General features: G+C 61.9%; 20 protein-coding genes. 19 read left to right on the top strand and 1 reads right to left on the bottom strand.

Annotated features, from left to right (window positions below):
• Positions 1-184 precede the first annotated feature (184 nt).
• On the bottom strand, positions 185-1000 hold the full coding sequence (gene suhB / locus G7020_RS15150; RefSeq protein ID WP_181085888.1) for an inositol-phosphate phosphatase: 816 nt from the start codon (positions 998-1000) through the stop codon (positions 185-187).
• Positions 1001-1142: 142 nt separating this feature from the next.
• Here suhB and trmJ point away from each other — a divergent pair, with 142 nt between their 5' ends.
• The 19 genes from trmJ to der all read left to right on the top strand — a co-directional run bounded on the left by trmJ (position 1143) and on the right by der (position 17837).
• A complete protein-coding gene (gene trmJ / locus G7020_RS15145) occupies positions 1143-1919 on the top strand; it encodes a tRNA (cytosine(32)/uridine(32)-2'-O)-methyltransferase TrmJ (protein ID WP_181085886.1) in 777 nt (258 codons plus the stop codon).
• Positions 1919-2695 carry a serine O-acetyltransferase gene (cysE, locus tag G7020_RS15140; RefSeq protein ID WP_181085884.1) on the top strand — a complete coding sequence of 259 codons (777 nt, stop codon included), beginning with the start codon at positions 1919-1921 and terminating at the stop codon, positions 2693-2695. Before trmJ ends, cysE begins: the two co-directional genes overlap by 1 nt.
• Before the next feature lie 163 nt (positions 2696-2858).
• On the top strand, positions 2859-3350 hold the full coding sequence (iscR, locus tag G7020_RS15135) for a Fe-S cluster assembly transcriptional regulator IscR (RefSeq protein WP_181085882.1): 492 nt from the start codon (positions 2859-2861) through the stop codon (positions 3348-3350).
• Between the two features lie 30 nt (positions 3351-3380).
• Complete coding sequence (locus tag G7020_RS15130) at positions 3381-4595, top strand: IscS subfamily cysteine desulfurase (RefSeq protein ID WP_181085880.1); 1215 nt, start codon at positions 3381-3383, stop codon at positions 4593-4595.
• A gap of 42 nt (positions 4596-4637) precedes the next feature.
• Entirely contained in the window at positions 4638-5030 is a 393-nt protein-coding gene (gene iscU, locus G7020_RS15125; RefSeq protein ID WP_045425243.1) for a Fe-S cluster assembly scaffold IscU, read from the top strand.
• A gap of 15 nt (positions 5031-5045) precedes the next feature.
• Positions 5046-5369, top strand: coding sequence for an iron-sulfur cluster assembly protein IscA (iscA, locus tag G7020_RS15120; RefSeq protein ID WP_181085878.1), 324 nt, complete (start codon positions 5046-5048; stop codon positions 5367-5369).
• Positions 5370-5376: 7 nt separating this feature from the next.
• On the top strand, positions 5377-5898 hold the full coding sequence (gene hscB / locus G7020_RS15115) for a co-chaperone HscB (RefSeq protein WP_181085869.1): 522 nt from the start codon (positions 5377-5379) through the stop codon (positions 5896-5898).
• Between the two features lie 41 nt (positions 5899-5939).
• Entirely contained in the window at positions 5940-7802 is a 1863-nt protein-coding gene (hscA, locus tag G7020_RS15110; RefSeq protein ID WP_181085866.1) for a Fe-S protein assembly chaperone HscA, read from the top strand.
• Positions 7803-7807: 5 nt separating this feature from the next.
• Positions 7808-8146: an ISC system 2Fe-2S type ferredoxin gene (gene fdx, locus G7020_RS15105; protein ID WP_181085863.1), complete on the top strand. Its 339-nt coding sequence runs from the start codon at positions 7808-7810 to the stop codon at positions 8144-8146.
• A 16-nt stretch (positions 8147-8162) separates the two neighbouring features.
• Positions 8163-8363, top strand: a complete 201-nt coding sequence (gene iscX, locus G7020_RS15100; protein ID WP_181085861.1) for a Fe-S cluster assembly protein IscX — start codon at positions 8163-8165, stop codon at positions 8361-8363.
• Between the two features lie 334 nt (positions 8364-8697).
• Positions 8698-9129: a nucleoside-diphosphate kinase gene (ndk, locus tag G7020_RS15095; protein ID WP_181085859.1), complete on the top strand. Its 432-nt coding sequence runs from the start codon at positions 8698-8700 to the stop codon at positions 9127-9129.
• Between the two features lie 21 nt (positions 9130-9150).
• Positions 9151-10296 carry a 23S rRNA (adenine(2503)-C(2))-methyltransferase RlmN gene (gene rlmN / locus G7020_RS15090; RefSeq protein ID WP_181085857.1) on the top strand — a complete coding sequence of 382 codons (1146 nt, stop codon included), beginning with the start codon at positions 9151-9153 and terminating at the stop codon, positions 10294-10296.
• Between the two features lie 11 nt (positions 10297-10307).
• Positions 10308-11066, top strand: coding sequence for a type IV pilus biogenesis/stability protein PilW (gene pilW, locus G7020_RS15085; protein WP_181085855.1), 759 nt, complete (start codon positions 10308-10310; stop codon positions 11064-11066).
• Positions 11063-12007: a RodZ domain-containing protein gene (locus tag G7020_RS15080; RefSeq protein ID WP_181085853.1), complete on the top strand. Its 945-nt coding sequence runs from the start codon at positions 11063-11065 to the stop codon at positions 12005-12007. Before pilW ends, G7020_RS15080 begins: the two co-directional genes overlap by 4 nt.
• Before the next feature lie 2 nt (positions 12008-12009).
• Positions 12010-13122, top strand: coding sequence for a flavodoxin-dependent (E)-4-hydroxy-3-methylbut-2-enyl-diphosphate synthase (gene ispG / locus G7020_RS15075; RefSeq protein ID WP_181085851.1), 1113 nt, complete (start codon positions 12010-12012; stop codon positions 13120-13122).
• A 13-nt stretch (positions 13123-13135) separates the two neighbouring features.
• Positions 13136-14419 carry a histidine--tRNA ligase gene (gene hisS / locus G7020_RS15070; protein WP_181085849.1) on the top strand — a complete coding sequence of 428 codons (1284 nt, stop codon included), beginning with the start codon at positions 13136-13138 and terminating at the stop codon, positions 14417-14419.
• 39 nt (positions 14420-14458) lie between these two features.
• Positions 14459-15100, top strand: a complete 642-nt coding sequence (locus G7020_RS15065) for a tetratricopeptide repeat protein (protein ID WP_181085847.1) — start codon at positions 14459-14461, stop codon at positions 15098-15100.
• Positions 15101-15104: 4 nt separating this feature from the next.
• Positions 15105-16253, top strand: coding sequence for an outer membrane protein assembly factor BamB (gene bamB, locus G7020_RS15060; protein WP_181085845.1), 1149 nt, complete (start codon positions 15105-15107; stop codon positions 16251-16253).
• 102 nt (positions 16254-16355) lie between these two features.
• A complete protein-coding gene (gene der, locus G7020_RS15055; RefSeq protein WP_181085843.1) occupies positions 16356-17837 on the top strand; it encodes a ribosome biogenesis GTPase Der in 1482 nt (493 codons plus the stop codon).
• Positions 17838-17919: the final 82 nt, after the last annotated feature.

The following is a 17919-nucleotide window of genomic DNA, read 5'->3' as shown; positions in this document are numbered from 1 at the left end:
TCGATCTGGTCGACCACAGCCAATTTAAAAGTCAGTGAGTAATCACGCTGGGTTCGCTTAACACCTTGATCCATCGAGGTCTCCAGGTTCTCGGGGGAAAGGTGTAAACCTTATTCAGGACGGGACATGATGATCAAAAAAAGCGCCTTTCGGGGCGCTTTTTTTGTGGCTGTCTGGCGAGCTGTCAGCGCTTCAGTGAGGGTGTCAGGTGCGGCTGGATCGCGGTCAGTACGGCCTTGAAGCACTTGCTGTTGCCGGCGACGACCTGGCCTTTTTCAAGGAAATCATGACCGCCGGAGAAATCACTGACCAGTCCGCCCGCTTCCTGAATCAGCAGCGCGCCTGCAGCCATGTCCCATTCGGAAAGACCGAACTCCCAGAAGGCGTCGAAGCGACCGGCAGCGACGTAGGCCAGGTCCAGGCTCGCAGCGCCCGCGCGGCGTACGCCGGCAGTCTGGCCGACCAGGCTGCGGAACATGCTGAGATAGGCATCCAGGTTGTCCATCTGCCCGTCGCGGAACGGGAAGCCGGTACCCAGCAGGGCGCCTTCGAGGCTCTTGCGCGAGCCGACGCGCAGGCGACGGCCATTGAGTGCGGCGCCGCGTCCCCGGCTGGCGGTGAATTCTTCCTGGCGCACCGGATCGATGATCACGGCATGTTCCAGGCGACCGCGGTACTTGCAGGCGATGCTGACCGCGTAATGCGGAACGCCACGCAGGAAGTTGGTGGTGCCATCCAGCGGATCGATGATCCACAGGTAATCGGCGCCATCACCAGAGCCTTGCGACAGCCCGCTTTCTTCGCCAAGAATGCCGTGGTTCGGATAGGCCTTGCGCAACGCGGTGATGATGAGTTGTTCCGCGTTGCGGTCGATTTCAGAGACGTAGTCGCGAGCGTCTTTTTCGCTGACCGAGATCACGTCCAGGCGCTCGGTGGAACGAATAATCAGTTCGCCGGCGCTGCGGGCGGCGCGCAGCGCGATATTCAGCATGGGCTGCATCGATCAAATACCTGGTCGTTTAAAGAAAGCCGCGAATTCTAGCAGAAAGCATTCGCCACATGTTGTATGCGCCGCAGTTCAATGGCGAAGCAGCGGGTGCTTCCTGTAAGCTTTTGCCTTTGCTTTTGGCCGGGAAGAAACAGTGTCGCTTCAGAACATTCGCGTGGTGCTGGTCAATACCAGCCATCCTGGCAATATCGGTGGTGCCGCTCGGGCCATGAAGAACATGGGGCTGTCCCGGCTGGTGCTGGTCGACCCCGAGGATTTTCCCAGTTCCGAGGCGGTGGCGCGTGCGTCGGGCGCAACCGATATTCTCGATGCGGCGCAAATCGTCGCAACCCTTGAGGAAGCGCTGGTAGGGTGCAGCGTCGTGCTTGGCACCAGCGCGCGTGACCGGCGTATTCCCTGGCCCCTGCTGGATCCTCGCGAGTCGGGCTCGGCCTGTATCGAGCAGGCTGAGCAGGGCGGCGAAGTGGCGCTGGTCTTCGGTCGCGAATATGCGGGACTGACCAACGAAGAACTGCAACGTTGCCATTACCACGTGCACATCCCTTCCGATCCGCAATTCAGTTCGCTGAACCTTGCCGCAGCTGTGCAGGTGCTCGCCTACGAGGTGCGCATGGCCTGGCTGGCCGCCCATGATCAGCCGAGCAAGCAGGAGAAGCTGGAAACCACCTCGCTGCTCAATGCGCAGCCGGTGACCGCCGACGAGCTGGAGCACTATTACGGGCATCTTGAGCAGACGCTGATCGATATCGGTTTCCTCGATCCCGAAAAGCCCCGTCACCTGATGCCCCGATTGCGCCGGCTCTACGGTCGCAGTGGCGTCAGCAAGCTGGAAATGAACATCCTGCGCGGCATTCTGACCGAGACCCAGAAGGCCGTTCGCGGTGAGCCTCACAAGCGGAGACAAGACTGATGTTCGAGCGCATGCGCGAAGATATCCAGAGCGTATTCCATCGCGATCCCGCAGCGCGCAACGCCTTCGAGGTGGTCACCTGCTATCCGGGATTGCACGCAGTCTGGTTTCACCGGCTGTCCCACTGGCTGTGGCGCAAGGACTGCAAGTGGCTGGCGCGGATGAACTCCAATCTGGCGCGCTGGCTCACCGGCATCGAGATTCACCCTGGTGCGCAGATCGGTCGACGCTTTTTCATCGACCACGGCATGGGCATCGTCATCGGTGAAACCGCCGAAATTGGCGACGATGTGACGCTCTATCACGGGGTGACCCTGGGTGGCACCAGCTGGAACAAGGGCAAGCGCCATCCGACGCTGGAGAATGGTGTGATCGTCGGCGCCGGGGCGAAGATTCTCGGGCCGTTCACGGTCGGCGCGGGCGCCAAGGTCGGCTCCAATGCGGTGGTGACGCGCGAGGTGCCGGCGGGCGCGACTGCGGTGGGCATTCCCGGCAAGGTCATCATCAAATCCGATGAAACCCAAGAGGCCAGGCGCAAGGCGATTGCCGAGAAAATCGGCTTCGATGCCTATGGCGTCAGCGCGGACATGCCAGACCCGCTCGCCCGCGCCATCGAGCAGTTGCTCGACCATGTGCAGGCGGTCGAGGCGCGCATGGAGGAAATGGGCCAAGCGCTTACCGCGCTGGGAAGCGATTATTGCGCCAGGAAGATGCCAGAGCTGCGCGAGGAAGATTTCGCTGAAATCAAGCACGATGGAGAAGGGCCGCGAGCATGATGGCGGGCCGGGTGCTAGCTGGTATGATGCTGCTCCGGTTGGGGCGCGCCTCGCTGCAAGCGGCTATTCGGTGAAAGGCTGAGTAAATTGATAGGTCATATAGTTGATCTAAATACTCGGGTATTGCATACTTGCGCCAAACCTTGATGCTTGGTGCAAGCTGATGCGATTGACTACCAAAGGCCGTTACGCCGTAACCGCGATGCTCGACCTGGCGCTGCATGCGCAGCAGGGTCCCGTCTCACTAGCGGATATATCCGAACGCCAGGGCATTTCGCTTTCCTACCTCGAACAGCTGTTCGCCAAACTGCGCCGTGGCAGTCTGGTCAGTAGCGTTCGCGGCCCGGGCGGTGGTTATCAGCTGTCCCGTGCAATGGCCGATATACAGGTCGTACAGGTGATCGATGCGGTCAACGAGTCCGTGGATGCCACACGCTGCCAGGGGCTGGGTGATTGTCATTCGGGCGATACCTGCCTGACTCACCACCTCTGGTGCGACCTGAGCCAGCAGATTCACGAATTCCTCAGTGGCATCAGCCTGGCCGATCTGGTCAATCGGCGCGAGGTCCAGGAGGTGGCGATGCGGCAGAATATGCGTCATGCCAATGGCCAGACACCGCAACACGACAAGATTGAAGCGTCCGCCATCGAATGAGCCGGGCGACAGCCGAATAGGAGATACCTGATGAAACTGCCGATTTACCTGGACTACTCCGCTACCACGCCGGTCGACCCGCGTGTGGCCGAGAAAATGATCGAGTGCCTGACTGCCGACGGCAATTTCGGCAATCCGGCTTCGCGTTCCCATGCCTTTGGCTGGAAGGCCGAAGAGGCCGTGGAGAATGCGCGTCGCCAGGTGGCCGAGCTGGTCAATGCGGACCCGCGCGAGATCGTCTGGACCTCCGGTGCAACAGAGTCCGACAACCTCGCCATCAAGGGTGTTGCCCATTTCTATGCTTCCAAGGGCAAGCACATCATCACCAGCAAGATCGAACACAAGGCGGTACTCGATACCACCCGCCAGCTTGAGCGCGAAGGGTTCGAGGTCACTTACCTCGATCCGACCACTGATGGTGTGATCACCCCGGCCATGGTCGAAGCCGCATTGCGTGACGACACCGTGCTGGTATCGATCATGCACGTGAACAACGAGATCGGCACCATCAACGACATCGCTGCCATAGGCGAACTGACCCGCTCGCGCGGCGTGCTGTTCCACGTCGATGCGGCGCAGTCGACCGGCAAGGTGGAGATCGATCTGGAGAAGCTGAAGGTCGACCTGATGTCCTTCTCCGCCCACAAGACCTACGGTCCCAAGGGAGTCGGTGCGCTCTACGTTCGCCGCAAACCGCGCGTGCGCCTCGAAGCGCAGATGCATGGTGGTGGCCACGAGCGCGGCATGCGTTCGGGCACACTGGCTGCGCATCAGTCGGTGGGCATGGGCGAGGCCTTCCGTATTGCCAAGGAAGAAATGGCGGCGGAAAACGAGCGTATCCGTGCGCTGCGTGATCGCTTCTTCAAGCAGGTCGAGCATCTCGAGGAACTGTACGTCAACGGCAGTATGACGGCGCGAGTGCCGCACAACCTCAACCTCAGCTTCAACTATGTGGAAGGCGAGTCGTTGATCATGGCGCTCAAGGACCTGGCGGTGTCGTCCGGTTCGGCCTGCACCTCCGCTTCACTGGAGCCGTCCTACGTACTTCGCGCCCTTGGCCGCAACGACGAGTTGGCGCATAGCTCGATCCGCTTCACCTTCGGTCGCTTCACCACTGAAGAAGAAGTCGACTATGCCGCGCAGAAGGTCAGCGAGGCAGTCACCAAGCTGCGTGAACTTTCACCTTTGTGGGACATGTTCAAGGATGGCGTCGATCTTTCCACGGTCGAGTGGGCGGCTCACTGAGTCGCTGCACAGCGCATAGTCTGAATCAACGAGGATTGCACCATGGCATACAGTGACAAGGTCATCGACCACTACGAAAACCCCCGTAACGTCGGCAAGTTCGACGCCGAGGATCCTTCCATCGGCACCGGCATGGTCGGCGCCCCGGCCTGCGGCGACGTGATGCGCCTGCAGATCAAGGTCAACGAGCAGGGCGTGATCGAAGACGCTAAGTTCAAGACCTACGGTTGCGGCTCGGCCATCGCTTCCAGCTCCCTCGCCACAGAGTGGATGAAGGGCAAGACCCTGGAAGAAGCCGAAACCATCAAGAACACGCAGCTCGCCGAAGAGCTGGCCCTGCCGCCCGTGAAGATCCACTGCTCGGTACTGGCAGAGGATGCCATCAAGGCAGCGGTGCGTGACTATCGCGAGAAGAAAGGCCTGCCCCAGGCATAAGCGAAGGAGGTATCGATGGCTATCAGCATGACGACCGCCGCCGCCGATCACGTGCGCCGTTCTCTCGAAGGGCGCGGCAAGGGCATCGGGGTCAGGCTGGGTGTGCGCACCACGGGCTGTTCTGGGTTGGCTTACGTGCTCGAATTCGTCGATGAGGCAGCTGCCGAGGATGCGGTTTTCGACAACCACGGCGTCAAGATCATCATCGACCCGAAGAGCCTCGTCTATCTTGACGGCACCGAGCTCGACTTCGTCCGAGAGGGCCTCAACGAGGGCTTCAAGTTCAACAACCCCAACGTGCGCGGCGAATGCGGCTGCGGCGAGAGCTTCAACATCTGAGGACGCCGTGGGTATTCCCTGTCATTACGCGCTGTTCGAGTTGCAGCCGGTATTCGATCTCGATCTGGACATGCTGTCGTCGCGTTATCGCGAACTGGCGCGCAAGGTCCATCCCGACCGGTTCGCCGATGGTGGCGAGCTGGAGCAGCGGCGAGCGGTCGAAGAGTCGGCCAATCTGAACGAGGCCTACCAGACGCTGAAAAGCCCTTCGCGGCGGGCGCGCTACCTGCTTGCGCTGCAGGGTCAGGAGATGCCGCTCGAGGCGACCGTCCAGGACCCCGAGTTCCTGATGCAGCAGATGCACTGGCGTGAAGAGCTGGAAGAGTTGCATGACGAGGCCGACATGGCTGGCGTCATGACCTTCAAGTCTCGCCTCAAGGCGGCGCAGCAGGACATCAATCAGGCCTTCTCCCGCGTCTGGCAGGACCCGGCGCAGCGCGAGGAAGCCGAGCGGCTGGTTCGTCGCATGCAGTTTCTCGACAAACTGTCCCAGGAAGTGCGCCTGCTGGAAGAGCGCCTCGACGATTAACCCCGCGTAGCGCCCGGCGCTGCGCCCGATATCAGACAGACATGGCCTTACTTCAGATAGCTGAGCCCGGACAAAGCCCGCAACCCCACCAGCGTCGTCTGGCGGTTGGTATCGATCTGGGCACCACCAATTCTCTCGTGGCGGCGCTGCGCAGCGGTATCACCGCGCCACTGGCCGATGCGGACGGTGAGGTGATACTGCCTTCTGCCGTGCGTTACCACGCCGACCATGTCGAAGTGGGTCGTGCGGCCAGGCGGGCGGCATCCAGCGACCCGCTGAACACCATCCTCTCGGTCAAGCGCCTGATGGGGCGTGGCGTTGGCGACGTCATGCAGCTGGGTGGCCAGCTGCCATATCGCTTCAGCGAGGGCGAGTCGCAGATGCCCTTCATCGAGACGGTGCAGGGGGCGAAAAGCCCGGTTGAAATCTCCGCCGAGATCCTGCGCGCCTTGCGCGAGCGCGCCGAGGCGGTGCTGGGTGGCGAGCTGGTGGGCGCGGTGATCACGGTGCCGGCCTATTTCGACGATGCTCAGCGGCAGGCGACCAAAGATGCCGCGCGGCTGGCCAATCTCAATGTGCTGCGCCTGCTCAACGAGCCGACCGCTGCGGCCGTGGCCTATGGTCTCGATCGACAGGCCGAAGGTGTCGTGGCGATCTACGATCTGGGCGGCGGAACCTTCGATATTTCCATCCTGCGCCTGACCAAGGGCGTATTCGAGGTGCTGGCCACCGGTGGCGATACGGCGCTGGGCGGTGATGACTTCGATCATGCGATTGCCAGCTGGATTCTGGCCCAGGCCGGCGCTTCGGCGGATCTGGCGCCGGGTGCGCAGCGCGAGGTGCTCAAGCTGGCCTGCGAGGCCAAGGAGCGACTCACCACTGCCGAGTCCGTCGAGCTGAACTACGCCGACTGGCAAGGTGTTCTGACCCGGGCGACCTTCCACGAGCTGGTCGATCCGCTGATCGCCCGTAGCCTCAAGGCCTGCCGGCGTGCGCTGCGTGATTCCGCTGTCGAGCTGGATGAAGTCCATGCGGTGGTAATGGTCGGTGGTTCCACGCGGGTGCCGCGTGTGCGTGAGCGGGTGGGCGAGATGTTCGGTCGCCAGCCGCTGACCGATATCGACCCCGATCAGGTGGTGGCCATCGGCGCGGCGATCCAGGCCGAAACCCTGGCCGGCAACAATCGCGATGGCGAAGAGCTGCTGCTGCTGGACGTGATCCCGCTGTCGCTGGGCCTGGAGACCATGGGCGGGCTGATGGAAAAGATCATCCCGCGCAATACCACCATCCCGGTCGCGCGGGCGCAGGAGTTCACCACCTATAAAGATGGGCAGTCGGCCATGATGATTCACGTGCTCCAGGGCGAGCGTGAGCTGATCGCCGACTGTCGCTCGCTGGCACGCTTCGAGCTGCGCGGTATTCCGTCGATGGTCGCCGGTGCGGCGAAGATTCGCGTTACCTTCCAGGTTGATGCCGACGGACTGCTCAGCGTTTCCGCCCGAGAACTGGCATCGGGCGTCGAGTCGAGTATTCAGGTCAAGCCATCCTACGGGCTGACCGACGGGGAGATCGCGCGGATGCTGGAAGACTCCTTCCAAAAGGCCGGTGAAGACAAGGCGGCTCGTGCGCTGCGCGAACAGCTGGTCGATGCCCAGCGTCTGCTCGAAGCGGTCGAGGCCGCCCTGGTGGCTGATGGCGAGCGTCTGCTCAGTGAGGAGGAGCGCAACGCCATCGAGGTGCAGATGCAGGCGCTGCGTGAACTGCTCGACAGCCAGGACGGCATCGCCATCGAGCGCCAGATCAAGCGCCTGAGCCAGATTACCGATGCCTTCGCGGCGCGCCGCCTGGACTCAACCGTCAAGGCCGCGCTGGCCGGACGGCAGCTCAACGATATCGAGGAATGACCCAGATGCCGCAGATTGTTTTCCTGCCTCATGCAGACCATTGTCCGGAGGGCGCGGTGGTAGAGGCCCAGGTCGGTGAAACCGTGCTGGATGCCGCGTTACGCCACGGCATCGATATCGAGCACGCCTGTGAGAAGTCCTGTGCCTGCACCACCTGTCATGTGGTGATTCGGGAAGGCTTCGCCTCGCTGGAAGCTTCCGACGAGCTGGAAGATGACATGCTGGACAAGGCCTGGGGCCTGGAGCCTGCCTCGCGTCTGTCCTGCCAGGCCGTTGTAGCTGACGCCGATCTGGTGGTGGAAATCCCGAAGTACACCATCAACCAGGTTTCCGAAGGCCATTGAAGGCGAGGGCATCACGATGAGTCTCAAATGGGCGGATGTACTGGATATTGCCATCGAGCTGGCGGAAAGCAGACCGGATGTGGACCCGCGCTACGTCAACTTCGTCGACCTGCATCGCTGGGTGATCGAGCTGCCGGAGTTTTCCGATGATCCGGCGCGCGGCGGCGAGAAGGTGCTCGAGGCCATTCAGGCGGCCTGGATAGAAGAAGCCGATTGACACGACAAGAGCGCTGAAGGCTTAAGGCTGGACGAAAAAGCGCTTTATTCGTTCAGTTGTAGGTCGGATCACGCCTCAGCGACCCGGCGAGCGAAGTCTCGGTGGATGTAAAAAATGACGCTGGCTCGTTCAGTTGTAGGTCGGGTCACGCTTCACCGACCCGACGAGCGGAGTCACGGTGGATGTAAAAAAGCGACATCCACCCTACGCTGGCTTGCAGCTTGCGGTCTGGCTCGTCCGGTCGCCGGCTCCCACCCTTATGTTTTTAACCCGAACCCGCGTATAATTCGCGGGTTTACTCGTTTGCTTTAAACCCACCAGACTGGAGCTTCACATGGCCCTGCAACGTACCTTCTCCATCATCAAGCCTGACGCTGTCGCCAAGAATGTCGTCGGCGAAATCACCACCCGTTTCGAGAAGGCCGGCCTGCGCGTCGTCGCTTCCAAGATGGTCCAGCTGTCCGAGCGCGAAGCCGGCGGTTTCTACGCTGAGCACAGCGAGCGCGGTTTCTTCAAGGATCTGGTGGCTTTCATGGTTTCCGGTCCGGTCATCGTCCAGGTTCTGGAAGGCGAAGACGCCATTGCCAAGAACCGCGAGCTGATGGGTGCAACCAACCCTAAAGAAGCCGCAGCAGGCACCATCCGTGCCGATTTCGCCGTTTCCATCGACGAAAACGCCGTACACGGTTCGGACTCCGAAGCCTCCGCCGCTCGCGAAATCGCTTACTTCTTCGCTGAAACCGAAGTCTGCGCGCGTATTCGCTGAGTTGAGCGACAGGTGAATTCCATGATTGCCACGACTGCCAAAGTCAATCTGCTGGGGCTGACCCAGCCACAGCTGGAACGCTTCTTCGAGTCCATCGGGGAGAAGCGCTTTCGTGCCGGTCAGGTGATGAAATGGATTCACCACTTTGGCGTCGATGACTTCGACGCCATGAGCAACATCGGCAAGGCCTTGCGCGAAAAGCTCAAGGCTTCTGCCGAGATACGCGGCCCGGAAATCGTCAGCGAGGACATTTCCAGCGACGGCACCCGCAAATGGGTGGTGCGTGTCGCATCGGGCAGCTGTGTCGAGACCGTTTATATTCCGCAGGGGGGGCGTGGCACGCTGTGCGTTTCCTCCCAGGCGGGCTGTGCGCTGGATTGCAGTTTCTGCTCCACCGGCAAGCAGGGCTTCAACAGCAACCTCACCGCAGCCGAAGTGATCGGTCAGGTGTGGATCGCCAACAAATCCTTCGGCAGCGTTCCGGCCAAGGTCGATCGCGCCATCACCAACGTGGTGATGATGGGCATGGGCGAGCCGCTGCTCAATTTCGACAATGTCGTCGCCGCCATGCACATCATGATGGACGATCTCGGTTACGGGATTTCCAAGCGCAAGGTGACGCTCTCGACATCCGGCGTAGTGCCGATGATCGACGAGCTGTCCAAGGTCATCGACGTGTCGCTGGCGCTTTCACTGCATGCGCCGAACGATGCATTGCGCGACCAGTTGGTGCCGATCAACAAGAAGTATCCGCTGGAGATGCTCCTGGCCTCCTGCCAGAACTATATTTCCAGCCTGGGCGAGAAACGTGTTCTCACCATCGAATACACCCTTTTGCAGGGCGTCAACGATCAGCCCGAGCATGCCGAACAGATGATTGCGCTGCTGGCTAAAATACCCTGCAAAATCAATTTGATTCCTTTCAATCCATTCCCCCATTCAGGCTATGAGCGGCCCAGCAACAATGCCATCCGGCGTTTTCAGGACATCCTGCATAAAGCCGGGCACAATGTGACGGTGCGGACCACCCGTGGTGAGGATATCGATGCAGCCTGCGGCCAGTTGGTCGGACAGGTGATGGATCGTACACGCCGAAGCGAGCGTTACATCGCTGTGCGTGAGTTGCAGTCCGAGCCTGCGGCGCCCATTGCCACGAACCGATCCTGAGGGGGATGCTGATGACCACGCGCATTGCGCTGCTGCTTCTACTTACCGGCCTTATGGCCGGTTGTGTTTCTTCAGGCTCCAGTGATCCGCTACGTACCTCGAGCGGGCGCGAGCAGGCGCGTGATGCCTATATCCAGCTCGGTATCGGTTACCTGCAGCAGGGTGAGGCCGCGCGGGCGAAGACGCCCCTGCGCAAGGCGCTCGAACTGGACCCCGGCAGCGCCGATGCCCATGCGGCCCTGGCGCTGGTGTTCCAGAACGAGATGGAGTACCAGCTGGCCGACGAGCACTACCGCAAGGCCCTTTCCGGGCGCAATGACGCACGCATCCTGAACAACTATGGCAGCTTCCTGTTCGAGCAGAAACGCTATCCGGAGGCCATGGAGCGTTTCACCAAGGCCTCCGAGGACAATCTGTACAGCGAGCGTGCGCGGGTCTTTCAGAACATGGGCATGACCGCATTGCAGCTGGGACAGCGCGAGCAGGCCGAAACCTACTTTACCCGCGCGCTGCGCCTCGACAGCCGCCAGCCGCGTGCCCTGCTCGAATTGGCGTTGCTCGCGTACGAGGCCAAGGATTACGTACCGGCGAAGCGTTATTACGACGGTTTCAGCAGCCTGTCCGAGCAAAGTGCTCGCAGCTTGCTGCTGGGCATTCGTCTGGCCAATATTCACCAGGACCGCAATCAGGCTGCGAGCCTGGGGCTGCAGCTCAAGCGGCTGTATCCGGGTACGCCTGAATATCAACAGTTTCTTTCGGAGCAACGATGACCGCGCCCCATTCCGAAGTGGCTGCCCCGACGGCTGCCAACCCTGGCGAAACGCTTCGCGCTGCGCGTGAAGAAAAGGGTTTGCCGCTTTCTTCGGTAGCCCAGCAACTCAACCTGTCGGAGCGCTCGCTGGCCCAGATCGAAGCCGGTGACTTCAGCCGGCTGCCGGGACTGACCTTCGCCCGTGGCTATGTGCGGGCCTATGCCAAGTTGCTGGGGCTGGATCAGAATCGCCTGGTCAACGAATTCGATCACCATACCGGTACGGGCGCCGCCGCCAGCAGCATCAACAGCCTGGGGCACATCGACGAGCCGGCGCGATTGTCACGTGGCGTGATGCGTTTCTTCGTGTTCGCGCTGGTCCTGATCGCCGCGGCGGCTGCACTGTTCTGGTGGCAGGATCAGTCCACGCGCAGCCAGTCCGTCCCGGCAGTCACCACGCTGGATCAGATCGAGGTGGAAGCTGCAGACGGCACCACCGAGATTCACCTGCTTGAACGTGACGAAGAGCCGCTTGAGCCAGCCTTGGGCGAGTCGCTCGATACGCCGCCAGCCGCCGGCCTTTCTTCGCAGGAACAGGCCGAGCAGGCGCCAGTTGTAGCACCGACTGAAGAACCTTCTGTTGCGGACGAAGCACCTGTCGCCGCGCCAGCGGCTACGGCACCGTCGCCAGAGACTGAAGCCGTTTCGCTGGCGCCGGGTGAAGGTCGCCTGACGCTGAATTTCACCGCCGACTGCTGGACGCGGGTAACCGATGCTGACGGCGAAGTGCTCTACAGCGCGCTGGCCAAGGCCGGCAGCAGCCGTACCCTGGTCGGCAAGACGCCACTGGATCTGCATCTCGGCTTCCCTTCAGGCGCGCAAGTGAGCTTCAACGGCGAAGCCGTCAATCTTTCTGATATTACGCGTGGCGAGACCGCGCGTCTCAAGCTCGGACAGTAATCATGCATTCTGAGTCCCCCATCAAGCGCCGTCCCACTCGCAAGATCTGGGTAGGCAACGTGCCGGTCGGTGGCGATGCGCCCATTGCCGTGCAAAGCATGACCAATACCGAAACCTGCGATGTCGATGCGACCGTCGCACAGATCCAGCGCCTGCAGGATGCCGGCGCCGATATCGTGCGCGTCTCGGTACCCTCGATGGATGCGGCGGAGGCCTTCGGCAAGATCCGCCAGCGCGTGCAGTTGCCGCTGGTCGCCGATATCCATTTCGACCACCTGATCGCCCTGCGCGTGGCTGAACTGGGCGTCGATTGCCTGCGCATCAATCCGGGCAATATCGGTCGTGAGGACCGGGTGCGCGCCGTGGTCGATGCCGCACGGGATCGTGGCATTCCGATCCGCATCGGCGTCAATGCCGGCTCGCTGGAAAAGGACCTGCAGAAGAAATACGGCGAGCCGACGCCCGAGGCGCTGGTGGAGTCCGCGCTGCGCCACGTCGAGCATCTGGACCGGCTGAACTTTCCCGACTTCAAGGTCAGCGTGAAAGCTTCCGACGTGTTCATGGCCGTTGCCGCCTATCGCCTGCTGGCGAAGGAAATCGAACAGCCCCTGCACCTGGGCATCACCGAAGCCGGCGGCCTGCGTTCGGGTACGGTGAAGTCGGCGGTGGGGCTGGGCATGTTGCTGGCCGAAGGCATCGGCGACACCATCCGCATTTCCCTGGCAGCCGATCCGGTGGAAGAAATCAAGGTCGGTTTCGATATCCTCAAGTCACTGCGGCTGCGTTCGCGAGGGATCAACTTCATCGCCTGTCCGAGCTGCTCGCGGCAGAACTTCGATGTGGTCAAGACCATGAACGAGCTGGAAAACCGCGTGGAAGACCTGCTGGTGCCGATGGATGTCGCGGTGATCGGTTGCATCGTCAACGGTCCGGGCGAAGCCAAGGAGGCGCACATCGGCCTCACTGGCGGCAGCCCCAACAACCTCGTCTATATCGACGGCAAGCCGGCACAGAAACTGACCAACGAAAATCTGGTGGATGAGCTGGAACAGCTGATCCGCCGCAAGGCTGCCGAGAAAGCCGAGAGCGATGCGGCACTGATCCTGCGCAGCTGATTAAGGAACCGATTTGAGCAAGTCCCTGCAAGCCATTCGTGGCATGAACGATATCCTGCCGGCGCAAACGCCGGTCTGGCGTTACCTGGAAAGTACCTTCGCGCAGCTGCTCGACGGCTATGGCTACAGCGAGATCCGCCTGCCGATTCTCGAATTCACCGACCTCTTCGCCCGTGGTATCGGCGAGGGCACGGACGTGGTGGACAAGGAGATGTACACCTTTCTCGACCGCAACGAGGAATCCCTGACCCTGCGCCCCGAAGGCACCGCCGGCTGCGTGCGCGCGGTGCTGGAGCACGGCATGACCGGCGGCGGCCAGGTGCAGAAACTCTGGTACAGCGGGCCGATGTTCCGCTACGAGAAGCCGCAGAAGGGCCGCTATCGGCAGTTCCACCAGATTGGCGTGGAAGTCTTCAACCAGCCGGGGCCGGACGTCGATGCCGAGCTGATCGTGCTCACCGCGCGCCTGTGGAAGCAGCTCGGCATCGCCGATGCCGTGACCCTGCAGCTCAACAGCCTGGGTTCCAGCGAGGCCCGCGCGACCTACCGCGATGCACTGGTCGCGTATCTGCAGCAGCGTTTCGACCAGCTCGACGAAGACAGCCAGCGCCGCCTGACCACCAATCCGTTGCGCATTCTCGACAGCAAGAATGCCCAGACCCAGGCGTTGCTGGCCGATGCGCCGACGCTGAGCGATTTCCTCGACGAGGAATCGCGCGCGCATTTCGCCGGGCTCAAGGCGCGGCTCGATGCCGCTGGCATTGCCTATGAGATCAATCCGAAGCTGGTGCGCGGCCTGGATTATTACGGGCGCACCGTGTTCGAGTGGGTGACCGACCGGCTGGGCGCGCAGGGCACCGTCTGTGCCGGTGGCCGCTACGACGGGCTGATCAGCCAGTTCGGCGGCAAGCCGACGCCGGGTGTGGGCTTTGCCATGGGTGTGGAGCGGCTGGTGCTGTTGCTGGAAACCCTGGGACAGGTGCCCGAGACGCTCAACCAGCCTGCTCATGCCTATATCTGTGCCTTTGGCGAGGCGGCCGAACTGGCCGCGCTGGCGCTGGCCGAGCGCATGCGCGACGAACTGCCGGGCCTGCGCCTGCTGGTCAATGCCGGCGGCGGCAGCTTCAAGAGCCAGTTCAAGAAGGCCGACAAGAGCGGCGCACGTTTCGCACTGATTCTGGGTGAGGACGAACTGGCCGGTCGCGTGGTAGGTTGCAAGCCGCTGCGCGACGACAGCGAACAACAAAGCATTGCCTGGGATGCTCTGCCCGAGCGTCTGGCTGCCTGTCTGGCGTGATCGACAGGTCCGAATTCAGCGAATCAAAGGAGTAACAGCGTGACCTCGGGTAACGAAGAAGAACAACTGGCTCAGATCAAGGAGTGGTGGCAGCGTAACGGCATGCCATTGCTGACGGGCGCTGCCCTGGCGTTGGCGCTGGTGTTTGGCTGGCAGTTCTGGCAGAAGCATCAGCTCAACCAGGCGCATGGCGCATCGGCGATCTATCAGCAGTTGCTGATGGCGGCACTGAATGATTCCGCACCGGATGTCGCGGAAGTCTCGCGCCTGGGGCAGCGCCTCAAGAAGGATTTTGCCGGCACGCATTATGCGCAGTACGGCAGTCTGTTCGTCGCCAAGGTCGCCGTCGAATCCGGTCGTCTCGACGAGGCCGCGACAGAACTGCAGGGCGTGCTGGACAAACCTGCGGACAAGACGCTCGAAGAACTTGCCCGCCAGCGTCTGGCCCGCGTGCTGTCCGCCCAGGACAAGACCGAGGCGGCGCTGGCGCTGCTGGCTGGCGAGGCGCCCAAAGCCTTCGCCGCCAGCCGTGAAGAATTGCGCGGCGACCTGCTGCTCAAGCTCGAACGTCATGACGAGGCCCATGCCGCCTATTCCAAGGCCAAGGAGTCGTTGTCGCAGGATGCCGCCATTGGCGGCTTGCAACTGAAACTGGATGACCTGGCTCGTGGAGAGGCGTGAATCGATGCGTTGGAAAACTGCAGCGCTGCTGACCCTGGCCGTTCTGGCGGCAGGGTGCAGCAGCAACGACAAGAAAGAGCCCGGTCCGGCCGAACTGGTCAAGTTCGATGCTGAAGTCGAACTGAAGAAGGAATGGAGCCGCTCGGTCGGCAAGGGACAGGGCAAGACCTACAATCTGCTGGCGCCCGTGGTCTACGGCAACGAGATTTTTGCCGCCGATATCGAGGGGCTGGTGGTCGCCATGGACCGCGAGACTGGCAAGGTGAACTGGAAGAAAAAGCTGGACGTGCCGATCTCTGGTGCCGTGGGCGCGGGTTATGGCCTGGTTCTGGTAGGCACCCTGCGCGGCGAAGTGCTGGCGCTGGATGTCTCCAGCGGTGAAGAGCGCTGGCGTAGCCAGGTCAGCAGCGAGGTGCTCGCCGCGCCTGCCGTCAATGGCGACGTGGTGGTGGTACAGACCCAGGATGACCGCGTCATCGCGCTGGACATCGATAACGGCGAGCAGCGCTGGAGCTACGAGAGTTCTCCCGCCGTGCTGACACTGCGCGGCACGGGTGCGCCGCTGCTGACCAATGAACTGGCGATAGCCGGCCTGTCCAGCGGCAAGGTGGTCGCGCTGGATACCCGCCGTGGTCTGCCGGTGTGGGAGCAGCGCGTGGCGATTCCCCAGGGCCGCTCCGAGCTGGAGCGTGTGGTCGATATCGACGGTGGCCTGTTGCTGTCGGGTGGAGTGATTTATGTCGCCACCTACCAGGGCCGCGCCGCCGCGCTGGATCTGGAAAGCGGACGGATACTCTGGCAGCGTGACGCCTCCACGTCGTCCGGTGTCGCTCTGGGTTACGGCAGCATTTATGTAAGCCAGGCCGACGGTTCGGTAGTAGGCATCGATGAGCGCTCGACAACCGTCCTCTGGAGCAACGATTCACTGGCGCGCCGCGAGCTTTCCGGTCCCACGGTATTTTCCAGCTACGTTGTGGTGGGGGACAAGGAAGGCTATCTGCATCTGCTGAGTCAGGTCGATGGCCGTTTCGTCGCTCGCTCCCGCATCGACAGTGCCGGCCTGCGCACTCGACCGGTGGTCGAGGGTGACTGGCTGTACAGCTATGGCAACGATGGCAAGCTGGTCGCATTGACCATTCGCCAGGCGGATTAGCTGCGTTTCGTTCGTCGCGCTGCCGTGTAGGCAGCGCCTGATATCCGGCCGCTGCCTCGCAGCGGCCTTCGTGTTTTCTGAAATATCGCAGTGGAGAGCCGCATGGTTCCCGTAATCGCCCTGGTGGGCCGCCCGAACGTCGGCAAGTCCACCCTGTTCAACCGTCTGACCAAAAGTCGTGACGCCATCGTGGCCGAGTATGCCGGTCTGACCCGTGATCGCCAGTACGGCGAGGCCAAGTGGCAGGGCCGCACCTATATCGTCATCGATACCGGCGGCCTGACGGGCGACGAAGAAGGGATCGACGCCAAGATGGCCGAGCAGTCGCTACAGGCCATGGAAGAGGCCGATGCGGTGATGTTCATGGTCGACGCGCGCGCGGGCATGACGCCGGGCGACCAGATGATCGCCGAGCATCTGCGCAAGATGAACAAGCGCCATTTCCTGGTGGTGAACAAGGTCGACAGCATCGACCCGGACATCGCCCGCGCCGAGTTCAGCCCACTGGGCCTGGGTGATGCGCTGCCCATCGCCGCCGCGCACGGTCGTGGCATCAGTTACATGCTCGATCAGGCGCTGGGCAGCTTCCCCAAGGATAACGCCGAGGTTACTGAAGAAGAGGGCGTGGAAGAGGGCGAGACTGCCGTCGAAGGCCAGGAACTCAAGCGTATTCCTGGCCCGAGCGAGAAAGATGGCATCAAGATCGCCATCATCGGTCGTCCCAACGTCGGCAAGTCGACCCTGGTCAACCGCATGCTCGGTGAGGAGCGGGTCATCGTCTATGACCAGGCCGGCACCACGCGCGACAGCATCTATATTCCCTTCGAGCGTGGTGATGAGAAGTACACCCTGATCGATACCGCGGGCGTGCGCCGCCGCGGCAAGATCTTCGAGGCGGTGGAAAAGTTTTCCGTGGTCAAGACGCTGCAGGCGATCCAGGACGCCAACGTGGTGATCTTCGTCATGGATGCGCGCGAAGGCGTGGTCGAGCACGACTTGAACCTGCTTGGCTTCGTGCTCGACAGTGGCCGGGCGCTGGTCATTGCGTTGAACAAGTGGGACGGCATGGAGCCTGGCGAGCGCGACTACGTGAAGACCGAGCTGGAGCGCCGGCTGTTCTTCGTCGAGTTCGCCGACATCCATTTCATCTCGGCCAAGCACGGCACTGGCGTCGGCAATCTGTACAAGTCGGTGCAGGCCTCCTTCACCTCGGCCGTTACCCGCTGGCCCACCAGCCGGCTGACGCAGATTCTCGAGGATGCGGTGCGCGAGCATGCGCCGCCGATGATCGGCAGTCGCCGGATCAAGTTGCGTTATGCGCACCTGGGCGGCGCCAACCCGCCGCTGATCGTGATTCACGGCAACCAGGTCGAAGCGGTACCCAAGTCCTATACGCGCTATCTGGAAAACACCTACCGGCGCGTACTCAAGCTGGTCGGCACGCCGATCCGCATCGAATACAAGGGCGGCGAAAACCCCTACGAGGGCAAGAAGAACACCCTGACCGACCGCCAGGTGAACAAGAAGCGCCGACTTATGTCGCACCACAAGAAGGCCGAGAAGAAGCGCCGGGATAAAAAATAGCCACGAGCCGGAAGCCAGAAGCTGGAAGTTCTTTCGCAGGGGCTTCCGGTTTTTCGCTTCCAGTGTCCAGCCTTGAGCGAAC

This window comes from Stutzerimonas stutzeri (genome assembly GCF_013522825.1).
Classification (GTDB): Bacteria; Pseudomonadota; Gammaproteobacteria; order Pseudomonadales; family Pseudomonadaceae; genus Stutzerimonas; species Stutzerimonas stutzeri_AK.
This window is presented reverse-complemented; position numbering and strand designations above follow the sequence as displayed.

Bases quoted from the DNA above. Each gene is read 5' to 3' on its own strand.
- suhB (WP_181085888.1), bottom strand. From the start codon at position 1,000: ATGCAGCCCATGCTGAATATCGCGCTGCGCGCCGCCCGCAGCGCCGGC.
- cysE (WP_181085884.1), top strand. From the start codon at position 1,919: ATGTTCGAGCGCATGCGCGAAGATATCCAGAGCGTATTCCATCGCGAT.
- iscR (WP_181085882.1), top strand. From the start codon at position 2,859: ATGCGATTGACTACCAAAGGCCGTTACGCCGTAACCGCGATGCTCGAC.
- G7020_RS15130 (WP_181085880.1), top strand. From the start codon at position 3,381: ATGAAACTGCCGATTTACCTGGACTACTCCGCTACCACGCCGGTCGAC.
- iscU (WP_045425243.1), top strand. From the start codon at position 4,638: ATGGCATACAGTGACAAGGTCATCGACCACTACGAAAACCCCCGTAAC.
- iscA (WP_181085878.1), top strand. From the start codon at position 5,046: ATGGCTATCAGCATGACGACCGCCGCCGCCGATCACGTGCGCCGTTCT.
- hscA (WP_181085866.1), top strand. From the start codon at position 5,940: ATGGCCTTACTTCAGATAGCTGAGCCCGGACAAAGCCCGCAACCCCAC.
- fdx (WP_181085863.1), top strand. From the start codon at position 7,808: ATGCCGCAGATTGTTTTCCTGCCTCATGCAGACCATTGTCCGGAGGGC.
- iscX (WP_181085861.1), top strand. From the start codon at position 8,163: ATGAGTCTCAAATGGGCGGATGTACTGGATATTGCCATCGAGCTGGCG.
- ndk (WP_181085859.1), top strand. From the start codon at position 8,698: ATGGCCCTGCAACGTACCTTCTCCATCATCAAGCCTGACGCTGTCGCC.
- rlmN (WP_181085857.1), top strand. From the start codon at position 9,151: ATGATTGCCACGACTGCCAAAGTCAATCTGCTGGGGCTGACCCAGCCA.
- pilW (WP_181085855.1), top strand. From the start codon at position 10,308: ATGACCACGCGCATTGCGCTGCTGCTTCTACTTACCGGCCTTATGGCC.
- G7020_RS15080 (WP_181085853.1), top strand. From the start codon at position 11,063: ATGACCGCGCCCCATTCCGAAGTGGCTGCCCCGACGGCTGCCAACCCT.
- ispG (WP_181085851.1), top strand. From the start codon at position 12,010: ATGCATTCTGAGTCCCCCATCAAGCGCCGTCCCACTCGCAAGATCTGG.
- bamB (WP_181085845.1), top strand. From the start codon at position 15,105: ATGCGTTGGAAAACTGCAGCGCTGCTGACCCTGGCCGTTCTGGCGGCA.
- der (WP_181085843.1), top strand. From the start codon at position 16,356: ATGGTTCCCGTAATCGCCCTGGTGGGCCGCCCGAACGTCGGCAAGTCC.